This is a genomic window from Acinetobacter sp. AOR14_HL (assembly GCF_027855175.1).
In the GTDB taxonomy this organism is placed as follows: domain Bacteria; phylum Pseudomonadota; class Gammaproteobacteria; order Pseudomonadales; family Moraxellaceae; genus Acinetobacter; species Acinetobacter calcoaceticus.
This window is the reverse complement of sequence record NZ_JAKTII010000016.1, coordinates 59965-78359: the sequence shown is the minus strand read 5'-3', so window position 1 is coordinate 78359 and position 18395 is coordinate 59965. Positions and strand designations below refer to the sequence as shown.

At 39.4% G+C, this 18395-nt stretch carries 13 protein-coding genes; 4 read left to right on the top strand and 9 right to left on the bottom strand.

Annotation, left to right across the window (positions count from 1 at the left end; translation table 11 throughout):
- The 3 genes from smc to MKL38_RS15585 all read right to left on the bottom strand — a co-directional run bounded on the left by smc (position 1) and on the right by MKL38_RS15585 (position 5216).
- Complete coding sequence (gene smc, locus MKL38_RS15595) at positions 1 to 3450, bottom strand: chromosome segregation protein SMC (protein ID WP_270903710.1); 3450 nt, start codon at positions 3448 to 3450, stop codon at positions 1 to 3.
- 10 nt (positions 3451 to 3460) lie between these two features.
- Entirely contained in the window at positions 3461 to 4156 is a 696-nt protein-coding gene (locus MKL38_RS15590; protein ID WP_003653383.1) for a GntR family transcriptional regulator, read from the bottom strand.
- Positions 4157 to 4412: 256 nt separating this feature from the next.
- Positions 4413 to 5216 (bottom strand): sulfite exporter TauE/SafE family protein, encoded by an 804-nt coding sequence (locus MKL38_RS15585; RefSeq protein WP_003653386.1) that lies wholly within the window; start codon positions 5214 to 5216, stop codon positions 4413 to 4415.
- 30 nt (positions 5217 to 5246) lie between these two features.
- On the opposite strand from MKL38_RS15585, the gene MKL38_RS15580 reads away from it, so the two are divergent.
- Positions 5247 to 5999 carry a biotin--[acetyl-CoA-carboxylase] ligase gene (locus MKL38_RS15580; RefSeq protein ID WP_004641534.1) on the top strand — a complete coding sequence of 251 codons (753 nt, stop codon included), beginning with the start codon at positions 5247 to 5249 and terminating at the stop codon, positions 5997 to 5999.
- Positions 6000 to 6013: 14 nt separating this feature from the next.
- Positions 6014 to 6748: a pantothenate kinase gene (locus tag MKL38_RS15575; protein WP_270903709.1), complete on the top strand. Its 735-nt coding sequence runs from the start codon at positions 6014 to 6016 to the stop codon at positions 6746 to 6748.
- A 49-nt stretch (positions 6749 to 6797) separates the two neighbouring features.
- On the opposite strand, the gene ffh is transcribed toward MKL38_RS15575, so the two are convergent.
- The gene (gene ffh / locus MKL38_RS15570; RefSeq protein ID WP_017392298.1) at positions 6798 to 8213 is read right to left on the bottom strand and encodes a signal recognition particle protein; all 1416 of its coding nucleotides are present in this window, start codon (positions 8211 to 8213) and stop codon (positions 6798 to 6800) included.
- A 140-nt stretch (positions 8214 to 8353) separates the two neighbouring features.
- On the opposite strand from ffh, the gene MKL38_RS15565 reads away from it, so the two are divergent.
- A complete protein-coding gene (locus MKL38_RS15565) occupies positions 8354 to 9163 on the top strand; it encodes a cytochrome C assembly family protein (RefSeq protein WP_004641527.1) in 810 nt (269 codons plus the stop codon).
- Positions 9164 to 9247: 84 nt separating this feature from the next.
- On the top strand, positions 9248 to 10192 hold the full coding sequence (locus tag MKL38_RS15560; protein ID WP_270903708.1) for a tRNA dihydrouridine synthase: 945 nt from the start codon (positions 9248 to 9250) through the stop codon (positions 10190 to 10192).
- Between the two features lie 78 nt (positions 10193 to 10270).
- On the opposite strand, the gene MKL38_RS15555 is transcribed toward MKL38_RS15560, so the two are convergent.
- The 5 genes from MKL38_RS15555 to MKL38_RS15535 form a co-directional block, all read right to left on the bottom strand.
- The gene (locus tag MKL38_RS15555) at positions 10271 to 11224 is read right to left on the bottom strand and encodes a DUF6160 family protein (RefSeq protein ID WP_270903707.1); all 954 of its coding nucleotides are present in this window, start codon (positions 11222 to 11224) and stop codon (positions 10271 to 10273) included.
- A gap of 161 nt (positions 11225 to 11385) precedes the next feature.
- Complete coding sequence (locus tag MKL38_RS15550) at positions 11386 to 13797, bottom strand: DUF6160 family protein (protein ID WP_270903706.1); 2412 nt, start codon at positions 13795 to 13797, stop codon at positions 11386 to 11388.
- A 32-nt stretch (positions 13798 to 13829) separates the two neighbouring features.
- The gene (locus MKL38_RS15545; RefSeq protein ID WP_270903705.1) at positions 13830 to 14555 is read right to left on the bottom strand and encodes a DUF6160 family protein; all 726 of its coding nucleotides are present in this window, start codon (positions 14553 to 14555) and stop codon (positions 13830 to 13832) included.
- A 15-nt stretch (positions 14556 to 14570) separates the two neighbouring features.
- Entirely contained in the window at positions 14571 to 16613 is a 2043-nt protein-coding gene (locus tag MKL38_RS15540; RefSeq protein ID WP_270903704.1) for a hypothetical protein, read from the bottom strand.
- Between the two features lie 232 nt (positions 16614 to 16845).
- Positions 16846 to 18321 (bottom strand): hypothetical protein, encoded by a 1476-nt coding sequence (locus MKL38_RS15535; protein ID WP_270903703.1) that lies wholly within the window; start codon positions 18319 to 18321, stop codon positions 16846 to 16848.
- Positions 18322 to 18395 lie beyond the last annotated feature (74 nt).

Here is an 18395-nt window from a genome sequence, read left to right as displayed (position 1 = left end):
CTATGACTCCGAAACTAACCCGTATTCTTTTGCCTGTTCTAAATCGACAGTGACTAATTTTGATGTACCCGGTTCAGGCATGGTCACACCCAACAAATCAGTTGCCATGGTCATCGCCAGCTTATTATGTGTAATGTAAATGAATTGTACATGTTCAGAAAGCTCTTTTACCAAATTACAATATCTCTGAACATTCGCATCATCAAGTGGTGCGTCCACTTCATCTAACACACAAAACGGTGCCGGATTCAATCTAAAAATCGCAAATACTAATGCTAAAGCTGTTAAAGCCTTTTCTCCACCGGAAAGTAATGCTAAAGAACTATTTTTCTTACCTGGTGGTCTAGCCATCAGTTTAACACCAGATTGCCAGTCATCTTCAAGACTTAAACTTGCTTCACCACCATTAAAGACCTTTGGAAACAAATTTTGCAACTCTTGATTAATCTGATCAAAGGTTGTCATAAACAACTTACGGGTTTCCTGATCAATGCTTTTCATTGCATCTTTTAGTTGAGTTACCGTATTTTCCAGATCTTGAATCTGGTGACTCAACTCATCAAAACGTTGGGAAACTTCTTCAAACTCTTGTGAAGCGGCAAGGTTAACCGCACCGATTTTTTCAAACTGTTTCTGTACTTTTTCCAGTTTTTGCTGGTGCTCGGTTAAGTCGATTTGTAAGCCCTTTTGGAGCTCGGCATTTAGCTCTTTAAGCTGTTCTTGGTAATGTTCACGATCTGACTTAGCTGCTTGCCATGCCAAACGTTTCTCTTCAAGTTGTTCTCTGAGCTGCTCATCTTTTTGTTGATATTGATGACGCTGATCTGTCAGGGTTTGTTGTTTTTCCTGCACACTATTTAATTCAAGCTGCCATTCGTTCCAGTTCTTTTGCAACTTTTCAGTTTGAGCAAATTGTTGCTGAAATTCGGACTCAAGATTTGGCAACTCTAACTGAATTGGATCAACAAATTTTTTCGCCTGTTCCATTTGAGCATTAATTTGCTGAAATTGGCTCTGCAAGAACGAAATATCTTTTTCAAGCAACTCTATCTGTTGAGTCGTTTGCGTGCTGTTACGACGCAAAATTTCACGTTCTTGTTGTTGCTGATGCAGAGCTTGTTGTTGTTCTTCTAGTTGCTCTGTTAACTCTTCTACCCGAAATTGCAAAGTTTTATAGTCAGGTAAAATGGTTTCAAGTTTGCTTGCTAGCGCATGTAAATCAATCTCCAGATCATCTTTTTGCATTGCATCTTCTTCAAGTTGCATATCTAACTGACTGAGTTGATCTTTCAATTGCTGTTTTTGCAGTAAAAATGCTTGTGCAGCAGTTTGCTGTTTAGCAATTTGCACATCAAGCTGTTGTAAGTCTTTTTGTTTTTGTTTAACAACTTGCTGTTTCTGTTGCACATCAGACTGCAACTGCCCTAGCTCATCTTTTTGCTGAACTACAATTTGATCTAATGCTTGTAATTCGGGTTGTTGCTTTTCAAGAACTTGTTCAATTTCATCTAGGCGAATACGATGACTGAGCATCCCTTGTGCACTTTGACTCTCGTCATCATACATAAGAGCAATGACCCAATCCTGCCCGACATGATAACCATCTAAAGTCAAAATAGACTGCCCATGTTGCAGTTGCTTTTGCTCATTTAAAGCATGAGTCAAATCTTGTGCAATCGCTACATTCGAAAAGATTGATAGCTGTGGAGATGCAATCCAATCATTTAAACAAGCTAAGTTTTGCTTAAATTGATTTGTTTGCTCTGAAGGTTTTAACTGGCGAGCAACCCCTTCTTGAAAAGTTTGTTCGGTCTCAAGAATATGAGCTTGTAACCATTTTGCTAAAAACTTTTCAATAATCTGCGCATGTGGTTTGCCTTGCTCTGTTAATTGCAAAGCTTGCATTAAACGTAGTGCATCTTGATGTTGCTTCGGGCTTTGCTTAGCAACAAGCTGGCTTAAGTTTTTCTGCTCTGATAATAAAACTTGTATTTCTGTTTTCAGCGTTTGCTGTTGATTTTTACTTGCCTGATGTTGCTGTTGAGACTGCTCTAAACGCTGTGAGAGCTGCTCAATTTCAGTCTCAATTGTCGCAATTTCACGACGAAGCTGCTGTTGCAGTTGCTCAAGCTCACCCTGTTCATCTTCATGAACGTGCGATTGAATCTGACTTGCTTGATGTTGCAACGTTTCTTTTTGTTGCTCAATTCTTAGAACATTTTTGCCTAACTGCTCAATTTGGGCAGACATTTGCATTTTTTGCTGCTGTTGTTTTTCAACCTGAGCTTTTACTTGTTCAAACTGTTGTTGTGCTTGTTTTTGCTGGGATTGTAAATCAGCAAAGTTTTGTTCAGCTTCCGTTGCAGTATGCTCAATTGCAGTTAAGGCTTCAGTTTGTTCATCTAACTGATTATTCAACGTTTCAAGTTGCAATTCAGAAAGCTGTAAACGTTCTTTAGTTTGGAATCTTTGCTGTTCTAATTGAACGAGAGTTGTACTGTTTTGCTGGTATAAACTCTGTTTTTGTTCCAGAGTCATTTTCAGTTCAGAGAGTTTTTTTTCAGCTTGCTGCCATTCGTGTTGTAGTGGTGAAGATTGCTGAATGAGTCGCTGAAATAAAGCACTGGTTGCTTCTAAATCATGTTCAATCGTACTTAACTCTGAGCGAACCAATTTAAAAGTTTCGCCCAGCTCATTCATTTGAACCGTATATTCTTCTTGTAAGCGTACGCTTTTATCTGCTTGAAAAGATAAAATTTCAATTTTTAGGGTACGAATCTGACCTTCTAATGTTTTATATTGAACGGCTGCTTCTGATTGGCGTTTAAGCGTCTTAAGCTGCGATTTTAACTCTAGGGCAATATCTTCTAAACGTGAAAGGTTTTGCTCAGTATGCTCAAGATGTTGCAAAGTTTCGCGTCGACGAGCTTGATAGCGTGAAACACCTGCTGCCTCTTCAATAAAGATACGCATTTCTTCTGGCTTGGCATCAACCAGACGGTTAATCATTCCTTGCTCAATCACCGCATAAGAACGTGGTCCCAACCCTGTTCCCAAGAAAATATCGGTAATATCACGACGGCGACAACGTGTGCCATTTAAGAAATATTCGGACTTGCCTTCACGGGTGACCTGACGGCGAACAGCTAGCTCATTATAAGCATTATAGGATCCACCTAACTTGCCATACGTATTATCAAAACGTAGCTCAACACTCGCCACACCAACTGGCTTACGTTTGGAAGTTCCTGTAAAAATAACATCTTGCATGCTACCACCACGCAGTTGACGAGCATTTGATTCACCCATCACCCAACGAATGGCATCAATTACATTTGATTTGCCACAACCATTTGGACCAACCACTGCTGTGCGGTTAGCCTTAAAATTTAAAGTTGTACTATCTGCAAAAGATTTAAAGCCGGAAAGTTTTAAACTGCTTAAACGCATAATGCCCTAACTAGCGGCGTGAGCGTCTTGCCCAGGCCAATTCAATCTGTTTCATTCGTGTCAGCGATTCCAACACAAGGTTACGTAAGTGTCGACAAAAATCTTCCATAAATAAAGCGGCTTGTTGTGATTTTCGGATCAAAATTGCATCAATCACGAGTTTAAATAATGCAAATGCTTCTTGTAGTTCTCGCTTAGAGGTATTTAAGGTCAAAAAATAACTACGACGTAATGAAGGCAATAACTCTTTATAGAATTTCATTAGATAAGGATTTCCGACCATATCTTGCTGTTCAGCCAGATATTGGAAAACACCATCATAAAATTTCTCGATATCTCCTGCTTTTACATGCTCAAGAAGTTGTTCTAACAATAACTGCAATTGATCTGCTTCATGTGCCCGCCATGTTTCACTTATTCGCTGAACAATATGCCCCAATAACATCATATTTGTGTCAAACAGTGCTTTAACCTGCTGTGCAGACATTTCTGAAACAATTGCCCCACGGCGTGGAAATATCTCAATTAAATGAGTACGCTCTAATAATAACAATGCTTCACGAACTGACCCTCGGCTCACGTCAAGTTCTTTAGCAATACGTAGTTCTTGAATACGTTCGCCTTCAACCAGCTCGCCACTAATGATCTGTTCGCTAATATATTTGACAATTTGCTCAGAAAGACTTTCTGTCTCTTCGAGATTCATAAATCACCCGCTACTTTTTATATGCATTAATCCATGCTTTTCTTTCGCATCCTTGTTTTTAACTGATCCCATCGATTAAAAACTATGTCATTGTCTGACAATTTCATTGCATTTTAAGCCAACCCATTTAAAAACAACACCAAAATCAGATGAATAAAAGCCCCGAATGTTCGTATATTCTTTAATAAAAAAAGCTCGAATTTCTAAAAATTCAAGCTCTTAGATCATAGTCTTCTTAAGGTTAATATTTTATTCTCTAGTGCATAATGCCTTTATAAATAAAATAACTACCTACCACCACTAACAAACAGGCAAAGCATTTTTTTAACATTTGTGGTGACAATGCATGAGCGACTTTTGCTCCAAACTTGGCTGTAATAAAACTCATAACACTAATGCCAATAAAAGCATAGATATGTACATAACCAATCGTGTTAGGTACAGAGATGTGTTCTTTAGCACCAAACCACATGAAGCCAATTGCGCCTGCAACAGCAATTGGTAAACCACAAGCAGCAGAAGTTGCGACTGCTTTTTGCATAACGACGCCATGACGGTTTAAATACGGAACAGTTAAGCTACCGCCCCCAATTCCAAAAATTGCAGAGGCAACACCAATTCCCCCACCAGCCATCACTTGCATAGATGCTGAAGGAAGTTGACGTGTTGGATCAACTACAACATGGGCGCCTTTAAACATGCGATAAGCCATGGAAACAGCAAAAATACCAATAAGAAGCTGCAAATGTTGACCAGACATCAGGTCAGCAATACCAGCACCTAAAAATGAACCAATAATGAGCCCGGGCGCTAAATTACGAAAAACTGGCCAAAGTACAGCTCCTTTTTTATGGTGAGCCGACACCGAACTAAAAGACGTTACGATAATCGTTGCTAGTGATGTTCCTACTGCAATATGCATGATTACCGCAGGGTCATAGTGTAACTGGGTAAAAACGACATAGAGGATTGGTACAATAATTAATCCACCACCAACCCCAAACAATCCGGCAGTAAAACCAGCAATTGCGCCAATGAGTAAATATATGATTAACTCCATAAATGTTTTACCACTCTGCTCATATTCAACATGGATTTAGAGACTCGCCAACTACAACAACTTTTAAGTGCAAAAAACCAGCTTCCAGAAGTGGTTTTATTAAAAGCAACCACAACTTCGACCAATGATGATATTCGTGAAATTGCCCAAAAAGGCATTACAACAGGCTTGGTTTGCAGTGCTCAACAAACTCAAGGGCGAGGTCAACATCAACGGCAATGGATTTCACCTGAAGGAAACATTTATTTAAGCACATTGGTGCAAACTCGAACACCCTTAGATGGTCGCTTAGCACTTGAAGTTGCTCTAAATATTTTGCAAATCCCGCAATTACAGCCTCTAAGCTTACAAGTGAAATGGCCAAATGATTTGTATAGTGCTCAAGGAAAATGGGGTGGAATTTTAGTTGAACCCCTTTCGCAACATCAGGCTATAGTAGGTGTGGGCATTAATTTAAAAACGCCACCCGTAACCGACAGTGATCAGCCGATTACCTCTTTAGAAGATTTAGGTCTAGAGCAAAACAACCGTCTTGAGTTAGTTTCAGAGCTGTATATGGCTATTCAAAACGCAGCTCGCTGGTTCGATCATGGCTGCTACAACTTAGCTGGCCGTTTTAATCATCATGCTGCATGGATTAATCAATTCGTGCAGTTTGAGCATAGCCAAGGACTAGTAGAAGGCCGTTTTGTTGGAATTTCCAATGATGGAGCTGTCATACTTGAAACTCCTGAACCTAAGCAGTTTTATCAAGGTCGCTTAAGACCACAGATCAATCAATAAACAGGTGTTTCTCCATGAAAAGTTTATGGCTCGATATCGGGAACACTCGTTTAAAATACTGGATTACTGAAAATCACCAAACTATTGAGCATGCCGCAGAACTGCATTTGCAATCCCCTGCCGATTTATTACTTGGGTTAATTCAACATTTTAAGCATCAAGGTCTACATCGGATTGGGGTGTCATCCGTCTTAGATACTGAGAATAATCAACGCATTCAACAAATTCTAAAATGGCTTGAAATTCCAGTTGTTTTTGCAAAAGTTCATGCTGAATATGCTGAGTTAAAGTGTGGCTATGAGGTACCAAGCCAGCTCGGGATTGACCGCTGGTTACAAGTACTCGCTGTGGCTCAAGCAGATGAAAACTATTGTATTATTGGTTGTGGAACAGCCTTAACAATTGATTTAACTCAAGGCAAACAACATTTAGGCGGGTATATTTTACCCAACCTTTATTTGCAACGCGATGCACTTATTCAAAATACAAAAGGCATTAAAATTCCTGACTCAGCTTTTGATAATCTAAACCCTGGTAATAACACCGTAGATGCAGTCCATCACGGTATTTTGTTAGGCCTTATTAGTACTATCGAAAATATTATGCAGCAATCTCCGAAAAAACTGCTCCTTACCGGTGGAGATGCACAACTATTTGCCAAGTTCTTGAAAAAATATAATCCAGTCGTAGAAACTGATCTTTTGCTCAAAGGATTACAACAATATATTGCTCATTATCCTAAAGACTAAAATACAGAACAAAATAAAAGGCGCTATATGCGCCTTTTATTTTACGAACTTATTTCTTTTGGTCATTGTTACCAAAGAGTGGTCCCATTCCGCCGCCACCGCCGCCGCCAAATTGTTTTTGCATATTGCCTAATGAACGCATCATTTTGCTCATACCAGATGGATTCGCAAACTTCTTCATCATTTTAGCCATTTGTGCTTGTTGCTTAATGAGTTTATTCACTTCAGCAACATCCATACCACAACCAGCTGCAATACGTTTTTTACGGCTTGGGTTCATCAAGTCTGGATTACGGCGTTCTTTAACGGTCATCGACTGGATAATAGCTTCCATTTTCTTGACCTGTTTTTCAGGATTCGCTTGCTCAATCGCCTGCTGAATTCCTGCACCGCTCATGCCAGGCAACTTATCTAAGAAGCCCATCATGCCGCCCATACTTTTCATTTGCTCAAATTGCATCAGCATATCTTCAAAGTTGAAGCTGCCTCCTTTTTGCAATTTTTTAGCCATTTTTTCGGCTTTTTCTTTGTCGATTTTACGTTCAACTTCCTCGACTAAAGAAAGTACGTCACCCATGCCTAAAATACGTTGAGCAACACGATCTGGATGGAATGGTTCTAAAGCATCAAGCTTCTCACCCATACCCAAGAACTTGATTGGCTTACCTGTAATTGCACGCACAGAAAGCGCTGCACCACCACGTGCATCACCATCAGTTTTAGTGAGAATCACACCTGTAAGTGCCAATGCATCATTAAAAGCTTTAGCTGTATTTGCAGCATCCTGACCTGTCATGGCATCAACCACGAACAAAGTTTCAGTTGGCTTAACAGCAGCATGTAATTCTTTAATTTCGTCCATCATGTCTGCATCGACATGTAAACGACCAGCGGTATCGACAATCAATACATCAGCAAACTGGATTTTTGCCTGTTCAATTGCACGATTAACGATATCAATTGGCTTTTCAGAAGCGTCTGATGGAATAAAACCAGCACCAACTTCGTTAGAGACAGTTTCTAATTGCTTAATCGCTGCTGGACGGTAAACGTCCGCAGAAACCGTCATTACTTTTTTCTTTTGACGCTCTTTTAAGAAACGTGCCAACTTAGCGGCAGTTGTCGTTTTACCCGCACCTTGTAAACCAGCAAGTAATACAACAACGGGAGGCTTAGCACTTAAATCAAGTGTTTCATTCGCCTCACCCATCATCTTGGTGAGTTCGTCATAGACGATTTTTACAAATGCCTGGCCTGGCGATAACTGAGTCATCACTTCCTGGCCCAATGCCTCTTCCTTAACTTTCGCGATAAATTCACGAGTTACAGGTAACGCGACATCGGCTTCAAGAAGTGCCATACGTACTTCACGTAAGGTATCTTTGATATTGTCTTCGGTCAGCTGCCCTGAGCCAGTAACATTTCTTAAACTCTGTGTGAGTCGTTCTGTTAAGGTATCAAACATTGCAAAATCCGCTTAAAATGGCTAGTTGCAAAAAAATCTTTCTCGAAATAGAAAATTTATGCATAGAATGCTATAGGATACTTTAGTTCGCAGCGAATTTATATCTTATATAGATGAATTAATCCTGAAAAAGGTTTGACATGATTAGCCTCCCCTTGGTTTACACAATTTTGGCACTCATTGCATATACCACTTCTTTCTGGTATCTGTTTATTCGTTTAATGTCAAAACGTGAACCAAACCCATGGTTATTTGCTGTTGTTGCAACTTTGGCACTCCTGTTGCACGGCACAGTTTTATGCCACGCCATGCTGACACCAGCTGGAATTAACTACGATGTTTTTAATTTAGTATCTTTTACATCGTGGCTTATGCTGTTGTTAAGTTTAATTTTTAGTATTTTTCGCCCCATTGTACCGTTAAACTTGTTAGGCATTCCTGTAGCGGCTATTGGCCTGATTTTAGGTTTTGCATTCAGCCGACCCGATCAATTTATTGAACAGCATTCCCTAGGCCTTGATGTCCATATCATTCTGTCTTTATCTGCCTATGCAGTTTTACTGATGGCAACCATTCACGCTATTTTGCTTTGGTTCCAAAATCGTGAACTCAAAAAGAAACAAAAAAAACGCTTTTGGGTCAATTTACTCCCGTCAATTCAGGCGATGGAGTCTTTGTTATTTGACCTTATCATTACTGGTTTTATTCTATTAACAATTGCACTCGCGTTTGGTTTCTTGACTATCGATAGCTTCTTTGCCCAACATCTCGCTCATAAAACCGTATTTAGTATTATTTCGTGGTTTATCTATGGATCATTATTGATTGGCCATTACAAACTCGGATGGCGAGGACAAAAGGCCATTCGTTTTACATTAATCGGTTTTGTGCTTTTAGCCATTGGTTTTATTGGTAGTAAATTTGTGCTTGAAATGATTTTAGGTCTCTAAATTAATTAAAATTTAATCGATACTAGACAGCGTTATACATATCCCGTATAACGCTGTTTTCTTTTTGCTCAGGTGACACAGACTGTGAAACTCATACTCGCTCCAATGGAAGGTTTAACTGACCCGATCATGCGGGATACACTCACATCTGTTGGTCATTTTGACTGGTGTGTGACCGAGTTTATTCGAGTTACAGACAGCATTTTGCCAGACCATATCTACTATAGTTTTTGTCCAGAATTAAAAAATGACGGTAAAACAGCTGCGGGAACGCCTGTTCATGTCCAGTTCTTAGGTAACAACCCAGATATGCTGGCAGCAAATGCTGCAAAAGTGGTTGAACTAGGTGCTCCTGCAATTGATCTAAATTTCGGTTGTCCCGCAAAAACTGTAAACAGACACCGAGGCGGCTCTGTTCTTCTAGATGAACCTGATGTTGTACATATGCTCATTAAAGCAGTAAGAGATGCTGTGCCTGCACACATTCCTGTTTCAGCAAAAATGCGTTTAGGTTATCTAGATGAAAATCACACCATGGAAAATGCCCATGCTGTTGAAGATGCTGGTGCAAGTTGGTTGACAGTTCACGCTCGTACTAAAGCAGATGGTTACACGCCACCTGCTTATTGGGAAAAAATTCTTCCCATTAAAGAAGCTTTAAAAATTAATGTAATTGCCAACGGTGAAATCTGGACCAATGCTGACGCTAGAGCCTGTCAGCAACAATCTGGCTGTGAAGATTTAATGATTGGCCGTGGTGCTGTGACTACCCCAGATTTAACACAATGCATTCGTGAAAATATGAATGAGGCATTATTCAGTTGGGAACAACTTGTTGATTTGCAAATTCGCTTTTTAAACGGTCAAGCAAAAACAGAAATTGGTATGGTTGGTCGTTATAAACAATGGTTAGGGATGATGACTAAAGCCTACCCACAAGCTAAAAACTTATGGGATCAAGTTAAGCGTATTAAAGCTTTGGATGAAATTGTTCAACAGTTAGAACACACCAGATCAGAAAACATTTAACTCAATATAGTTATAAAAAGAGGGCGATTGTTTTCACAACCGCCCTCTTTCATATTTCAGGTTAAGTTATTATTTTTTCTAAAAGCCACTTACTTTCATTTTTAAGTCAGTCACTGATGCTCCTGTAATACCAAAACTGCCCATAGAACCATTAGGTAAGTTATTAAATGTCGTTGTACTTTGGGTTCCCATATTTCCTAAAGTGACATTGTTAAGTGAAGCATCGAACTTACTCGACACGCCGTTATTACCAAAAGTTAATCCCGTTGGATCAACTCCCGCATAAAAACCATCAAGCACAAAACCTGTCGAGGTATTTGTTCCAGCAAATTTAAATCCAAATGTAGCTCCCGTATTATCCGAGACTAAAGTAATTGGACAACCCGCAACAGCAGAACAAATTGATTGAATTGCCCCACCAAATTTAACCATCACTGATTGAGCAGCATGGCCAAGCTGGATATTTAAACGAGGTTTATTGGTTTGTACAAAGTTAATATCTAGATTTCCAGTAGAACGGATCAGTTCTTTTACACCCGTATTCACTGTCGTTCCCGAACTAAAAATTGATTTTGGTGCATAACTTGTTAATGCATAATCGGATGGACTAGATAAAGATGCACTTGGGGCTAAATAAACTGAAAAAGGTAAAAGTCGAATACCGTTTACATCATTGCCCATAGACACAGCTAAATTTAAAAAAGGATTTCCACCACCTGCATCAGTATCCATTACGATATTAAAAGAAGGATTACTAGATACCGCAGCTTTAATAAATTCTATGCCAGGAACTGGATTAGTAGAATTCCCTGCAATAACAAAGCCAGCCTTACTATTATACGAAGTTGAAGCAATACCATTTGTATCAATCAGAGCAACTTGGTTGAATTGGACTTTATCTGCCTGAATACCTAAGGTTAAACCATTTTGACCCGTTGCTGCCGCAAGACTTTGATCATCTAAAGGCTGCATTGCAAAAACACTTGAACTACTGGCAAGTAGCAACCAGCACCCTATATTTTTATTCTTCATGTCGCTCTAATCCTTAAGAGACAAACGCTTATTATTTGTTCAGACTATCAGAATAATATTCAAGCACAAAGCAATTATCCCTATAACCCGACGAATGCAAATCCAATCACACTAAAATAAAATTTATATAAAAAAGTGACGATAACCGTCACTTTAATTGATTAATTAAAAGCACCATTTCTAGGCACAATACTAAAGCTACTATTTAAACGTCCACCAGTAATGGCAAGCTCGCCTAATCGTGCACCTGCACCAGTTGATGGCGGATAGAAGTTAATATCTTTAACACGTAATGCACCGTCAATACTCTTATCAGGATTAAAATAAACCGCCGTATTTACGCCAACTTTACCTAAACCACTTGCGGTGTCTTTGCCCACAACTAAAGCAGTATTAAACGCTAGCTTTCCAGTAATATTATCAAAGCCAATTGCAGAACCATCGATAGGATCACTAATCTGAACTGTATTTCCAGTTGCTGTGGCAGGCATGGTGAAATCACCGAGTACAGTTAGAGCACTACCATCAGCAATTGAACTGTTTGGCACGATCGATAAGTTAAGATCGCCACCTAAACGTAGTTTTAAACCAAATAAGACATCATTATTTTTGGCAAAATTATCAATAGGTGAAGTACATGAACCTGTCGCTGGACAAGTTTTATATTTTGCCCCCGGTAAATAACCTGCTGCAATTTCAGTTGATAAAGCAAGTAGCATCTCTTTTAAACTAATATTAAGACTGCCATTTTCTAAGCCAATGCTTCCATTGCCTTTGAGGAACATATCGATATTACGTAAGCCCATGTAATAATCAGTAGGACTACCACCATTATTAGCATTTGGAGAGCCATCAATTAATAAAATTGAGGTTGTTTTGGTTCCAGTCGCATCACGTCCTGTAGTTCCAGCTGCAACACCAAAACCTAAACGAGAAGTCGTTCCGGATGTAGCCACGACATTTCGAACAGGCTTACCATTTGCATCTTTTGTATAGTAATAAGCACTATTTGCCGGTGCATCTAAACCATATACAGCAGCATTAGCATTTAAGTTATAAAAAGGTAATGCTAAGCCCCACTGGTTGTTTGCACCATTGTCTGCAAACTGATTTGCAGGAGCGACATTCGCACTTGTCGTAAAACGACCACGTCTTGAAAATGCTTGAAACTCTGCTCCACGCATCGCAAGAATTAAGCTAAACGGATTAGTAACCGTATCACGGTGAATATTATGCTGATAATCAGCAGCTGTTGTTAAAGTACCACTACCTAAACGAATTGCATTTAAAGTCGCGTTGTTTGGCATCAATAACGTTTTTGTATCAGCAAGATTTAAATAAATATTTCCGCTGTCGAAATAACCACGTGTAGCAGAGTTAAGTCCTGTTAAATTGCCAAACTCGAAACCGTAAGCATTCAGACCTGCCCCACCAATTTCTAAAGTGGTTGCTTTACCATCTGCGCCTAGCATTGAATCATTATCTTTAGTAAATTCACCTTTCATACGAAAGGCAATGCCAGAATTACCTAAAATACTATTACTTGAACCTGTACCAGCAGCTGTATTTGCAGTGCCTAAAGTGGTGGTATCTGACGAACCATCCATACCACGGACTTGTAAATAGCTATTTACCATACGTCCGCTAGCACCTAAACGAATCAAACCTTTCGCATTTTGTGGACTATTAGTTGCATCTAAAGCATAAGGGTTAGTTTTATCTACATTCGAGCTGAGCATTACCTCAATATTCAGGCCTGAATTGGTTACTTTGCCGCTACTATCAACATACGTACCCGCAGTTAAACCAGAAGCTGAATCTGCTACACGGTTAAAATCAACATAGCCATAGGTACTATTTGGAGTTTGCCCTACACCAGCAACATTAGTTCCAGTATTTGTCTGTAAAACTAAGCCACGAGTTGGGTCAATCAACATGGCCCCTTTACCAACAAAATTAAAGTTAAAATTTCTTAAAATTAGCTGGTTTAACTGACTACGAGCATCCAATTGCCCTAGATAAATATTGGCATTATTAATACCAAGTGTCATGCTTGACTGGCTATTTGCATTAAATAGCCCATCTTGGGTTGTAAGTGCCAAATTTAAAGGAGAGGTCGTTTGAATAGCCAACTGCCCTAAAGTTGGCGAGCAGCTAGCTGAACTATTACAAACTTTAACGCTATTTACGGTAATAAGTGATGGACTACTTTGCATAGAAAAGTCTAGTCCAGTTTTACCCGTAGTTGGGTTACTCCCAACATCTAAACGGTAATTAGTGCTTAAAGATTGACTAGATGCATTACTTTTTTGGACTTTTACACCACTCGCTTGAGCTCTTAATACCTGATCAGCACTTGTTGGTGTGCCTGCATGGTCATCCCAATATGCATTATCAATATTAATTTCGTTAAATGTAGTTTGTATCGAGATTCCATCTTGTCCATTGACGGCACTCAAATCAGCATCTGTTAAGGCTTCTAAAGCATAAATTTGTCCACTCACTAACAACATGCCGGTTGTTAATGTATTTAAAATAAACTTTGAGCTGTGATTTTCTTTATTTTTTTTCATCACTTCAGTTCCTTTGAAATCTACATTAACGCTTAACAACGAGGATGGCTGCCATCACAGCTAAAGACCATGACTTTTCCTTGAATAGCCAAGTTTCCGTTCATCATTAAGCCCATAAAACCAGTTTCACGCCCATAGTCATAAGCAGACGGAGTTGCTGTAGCAACTTGCTGTGCTGCACTATTGGCAGTCGCAGCATATGTCGGTTTTTTGAAATATGCATAATCATACATATTTGCACTCGACCCTTGCGTTGTTGTCGAGCTGGTAAAGTTATCTTGTTCAATCGATAAAGCATTAAAACCAAAATTACGAATTAAAATTGGCTGCGCTGCACTAAAACTGAGCTGAATGGCGGGCTTAATAATTTCTGTATTGTTTTTATCCAGATATTTTAAATCAGCACCATCTAAACCCATTTTTTGAATATTCAAAGTTCCTTGTACGCCTTTAAATACTAGCCAAAGTTTATTACCACTATCGCTATTTTCAGCCCAACCACTCGGTTTTGTCGCATCAGCCTGTACAAAACGCTTGTTAATTGCCAAACCAATATGGCAGAACTCTACGTTCTCACAGACACCACCAGTACCATTATCAAATATGCCGTTACTCGTTTGGTTTAAATTAAGCATTAAAGATAAATCAGCACCAGCTTGGCCATTAACCGCCTGCAATGCTTCATTATCTAAAGTTTGCAGCTCCGCATGAGTAACCGTTGCACAAAGAGCGAGGATTAAGGTACTTAATTTTTTCATATCATTATCCTCCTCTTATAAGCCTTTAGTTGTCAGTTTCAAATGTTGGATTAATACACCATCAATTACAGCTGAACCCATGTTATTAGTAATGGCTGAGCTAATTTGTGCGCCAGATAGCTTGTAGGTGTTCAAATCTGCATTTGGCGTAGTGGTAGACCAACGTCCATTGTTATAAAGTGCATCTGGTAAAGGCGTACCATTAGGCACAGTGTACTGAGCTCCATTCCCCGCATCGGCTAAGGTATAACCAGTATTATTTACTGTTGGATTATAATAAGAGGTACTGTCAATACTCGCCCAGTTAGCGCCTTGAGAATCAAATTTTAAACCTGAGCCCGCATTTCCAGTCCAACCCGTTGCTGTACGGTACTGCCATGTATCATAACAAGTACTTAAGTTCAAAAATCCGCAACTATAACTGCCTGCACGACGCTCCTGATTTTGCAATTGGTAGAAGTTTTTAGTTTGCGTTATCGCCGCCACAGTGCCCGTAGGTAATTTACCAAATGAAATACCGACCGCATCTTGTGTACTGTTCCCTTTAAATGCCTCTAAAGTATTATTCGTTGCATTATAAACTGTGGAACCAATTGAGATACTGCTGTGTGTTGCACTAGAACCTTGGTAAGTTTTACCACCTAATGTTACATTCGTACCACATTGGTAAATATTACAAGTAGAACCTAAATAGCTAGTATCTGCACCACTATAATCTGTATAAATTTTCTTATAAATTTCTGGTTTATTCGGAATACGAGCAAGTTCTAAACTAAAGTTTTTACCATCTGAGCTTAAAACTAGCGGTTGATATAGAGATCCCAACACAAGGTTAATGTTTGGGTTATAGAGATATAAACCTTCATTCGCATCAAAAGTTGGAGCAAGCCCACCATTAATTGCAGGTGTTACCAAATTACCTTGGGTAGTTCCAGATTCACGTGTACTCAAACGTAATACGTTATTCATAGCGCTATCCGTTGGCGCGGTCCATGAACCCGTTGAAGTAACAGTCGTAGTCTGACTACGAACCCGATATAACCAGTCCGAGCTTGGAGAGTTATTACTTGGTGCACCAGTATATTGGGTGCTATAGCGATTTACCCATGGCCCTACCGAAGACGTTGGAGTATTTGAAGTAATTGTTGCTCTTAAATTAGATGCATCACCACTGTTTAAACGAATAACCCCAGCAAATCCTAAAGTATCATTATAAAAAGGACTCATTCCACCTGCAGATGTTGCGCCACCTAATGTTTGGAAAAGCTGTAAACGACTGCCATTTAAGCTAAAGTTATTCCAAACACCTTGTAAACGAAGACGATTTGCACGGCTTGCATCAATACTTGTACCAATCAAGCCATTCGAGTCGCCATAATTAAATTGGTCTGCTGCACCATTTATTTTATTTGGATTTCGGACAAAAATATCTGACCATAAACCTAATTTCAGCTTATAAGCATCTATACCGGCAGAGTCCTTCGTTCCAACCTCATATAAAGGGGCTTCCAAAGCTAAATAAGTTACTTGGCAAGAAGGGTCACTCGCACCACTACAAGTAGCCGCACTAAAATTAGGTACTGAATTTGCTGTCGCAACTTTAAAAATCCATGGGTTGACGGCAGTACCCCAACTCGAGATTGCAGCGGCTGCATCAGTAGAAGCAATACGGGTATTTGTATCATTATCAGATTTGGAAAGCGCTAAACCATAAAGAAAAATATCTGCTTTACCAACTGCACGGTCACCCGAATCAATCGAGCCATTTTTATTGGTATCTGCTGCGGTCATACTCAAAGGACCAACAGGTACATAATTGATATAACCCGTGTCTTTAGTACGATCAGTTAATATCTGACTTGAGGTTTCATTAGCACCCGCACCACGAAATACCATATAGGCATTCTGTGGCAAGATAGCAATACCTTCACCTGTAGTTTCACTTAAGCCCGCATCAGAAAGTTCTTCGAGTGCGAAACTAGCTTGGCTTATACAAAGCCCGATTAAACTTGCCAAAACGGTTTTTTGAAACCTTACCGTATAATTAAGTGTAGTCATCTTGACCTTCCTGTTTTATACGATGCCGTGCACCATATTTATTTTTCTTTAACAATCCTTGATGCCAGGTGAATCTATCCTTTTCACCTTAAACAAAGAGGCAAATCTAAAAGATATTGCCAACCTTTCCACATTTCTATTATGCGGAATATTTGCACAAATGCAAAAAAAAGCATGTAAAAAATTACTTTTCCGATGAATGTAAAAACAACCTAAGCTGCCTTTTCGCCATTTAACAAAAAGTTAAACCTGAACCATGGCAGTTTGGCTTAAAGTTTTGATTCGTTAACTGCAAGTTGCTTAAATTTAATGTAAGCGGACTATTTTTCAAATCAACTGTACCAATATTTACATCTAGATCACCCAGCTTTAATAATCCTCCTAAATCAGAAGTTTGTGCTGGGTTAGCTTGTAAATAGGCAGAAACAGCCGTCGAAATTTGCGGAAATAGTGGTGAAATATCAATTGCATCTTGCGGAATAATGTTACCAACGTTAACTGGATTTGCAAAAGACATCCACCAACCCTTTTGAGCTACGTCATCTGCTTTAGCACCTGGCCATTGAAGCATTTGATTTTGTAGAGCAAGGTACATTGGTGAGTTAATTGGTAAATTATGAATAAGGCCCAATGACTGGGTTAAATTTAAATTTGCAGTAATATTTGAAATTGTACCATTCATATATACGTTAGAGAATTTAGAACCTTGGCCTGCAATGAGACATGCTAATACACTACAGCTTGTTACTGTGGCTTCAACTTTACCACCCTGAGTATAAATACCTGTTGGTTCAGGATAAGCTGGATCGTGTGGACCTGCTGCATTATATTGCACCGTACCATCTACTGGGTATGAACTACTATGTCCTACATAAATATTAGGGACTTTCACAGGAGCAGATAAAACTTTGGAGCTAACTCTGTTGCCATTGACTTGAATGGGAGCAATTTCAAAATAGTTATTTTGAATGCCTGGAATATTAAATCCACCATCTGAAGTAACAAAACTTACCTCAGCGGCCCCTCCTAAACCCAAAGCCTGTAAACGACCTGTAACTGCATTTGTTCCATATAAATTGTCCCGCGTAGCAGAAGTTGTCGCATAACCCTTAATTAAACCACTACTATCTGATTGAACCTGCATATAACCAGAAATCGAGTTAATGCCATTTGGCCTAGTTGTGTTTTCAGTACCTGCTGTAAGCAAGCCGATAAATTTTTCAGCACTTAATCTTAAACCGGCGACTTCACGGGTTGATGCAGAATTAGGGTTTTTAATTGCAAACTCTATGAACGGATTTGTTAAAACCGCAGAAGACGAAGCCCGCTCTTCGCTAGTCATGGCCAAAGGATTACCATTCGCATCGAACTTTTGTCCACTTAAGCTCAGATTATCAATATCAATATCACAGCCACCAGCACCATTAACACCGCCACAACCTAACTGTAATTTACGAATATTGGTATTAATTTCTAGTTCAGCTTCCAAACCTAATTTATAGAAACCAATATTACTACTGTTGTCGCGTAGTTTTTCTAAATTTGCAGAGTCCGTAGGCGCAATATAAGACATACTCATTAAAGCTTGGCCACGAGTTGCGGATAGTTCCGAATCTGACATAGGGACTAATGTAGAGGCAGCATACGCTGAAGAAAAGCATAAGCTTCCAAGCGCTATCGCTACATGAAGAGACGTAAACTGTCGCATGGCCGACCTCCGTATCCTTGGGGGCATAATCCTGTTTAATTTCTTTTTATTTGGCCTGTCTGAATTTAGTAGAT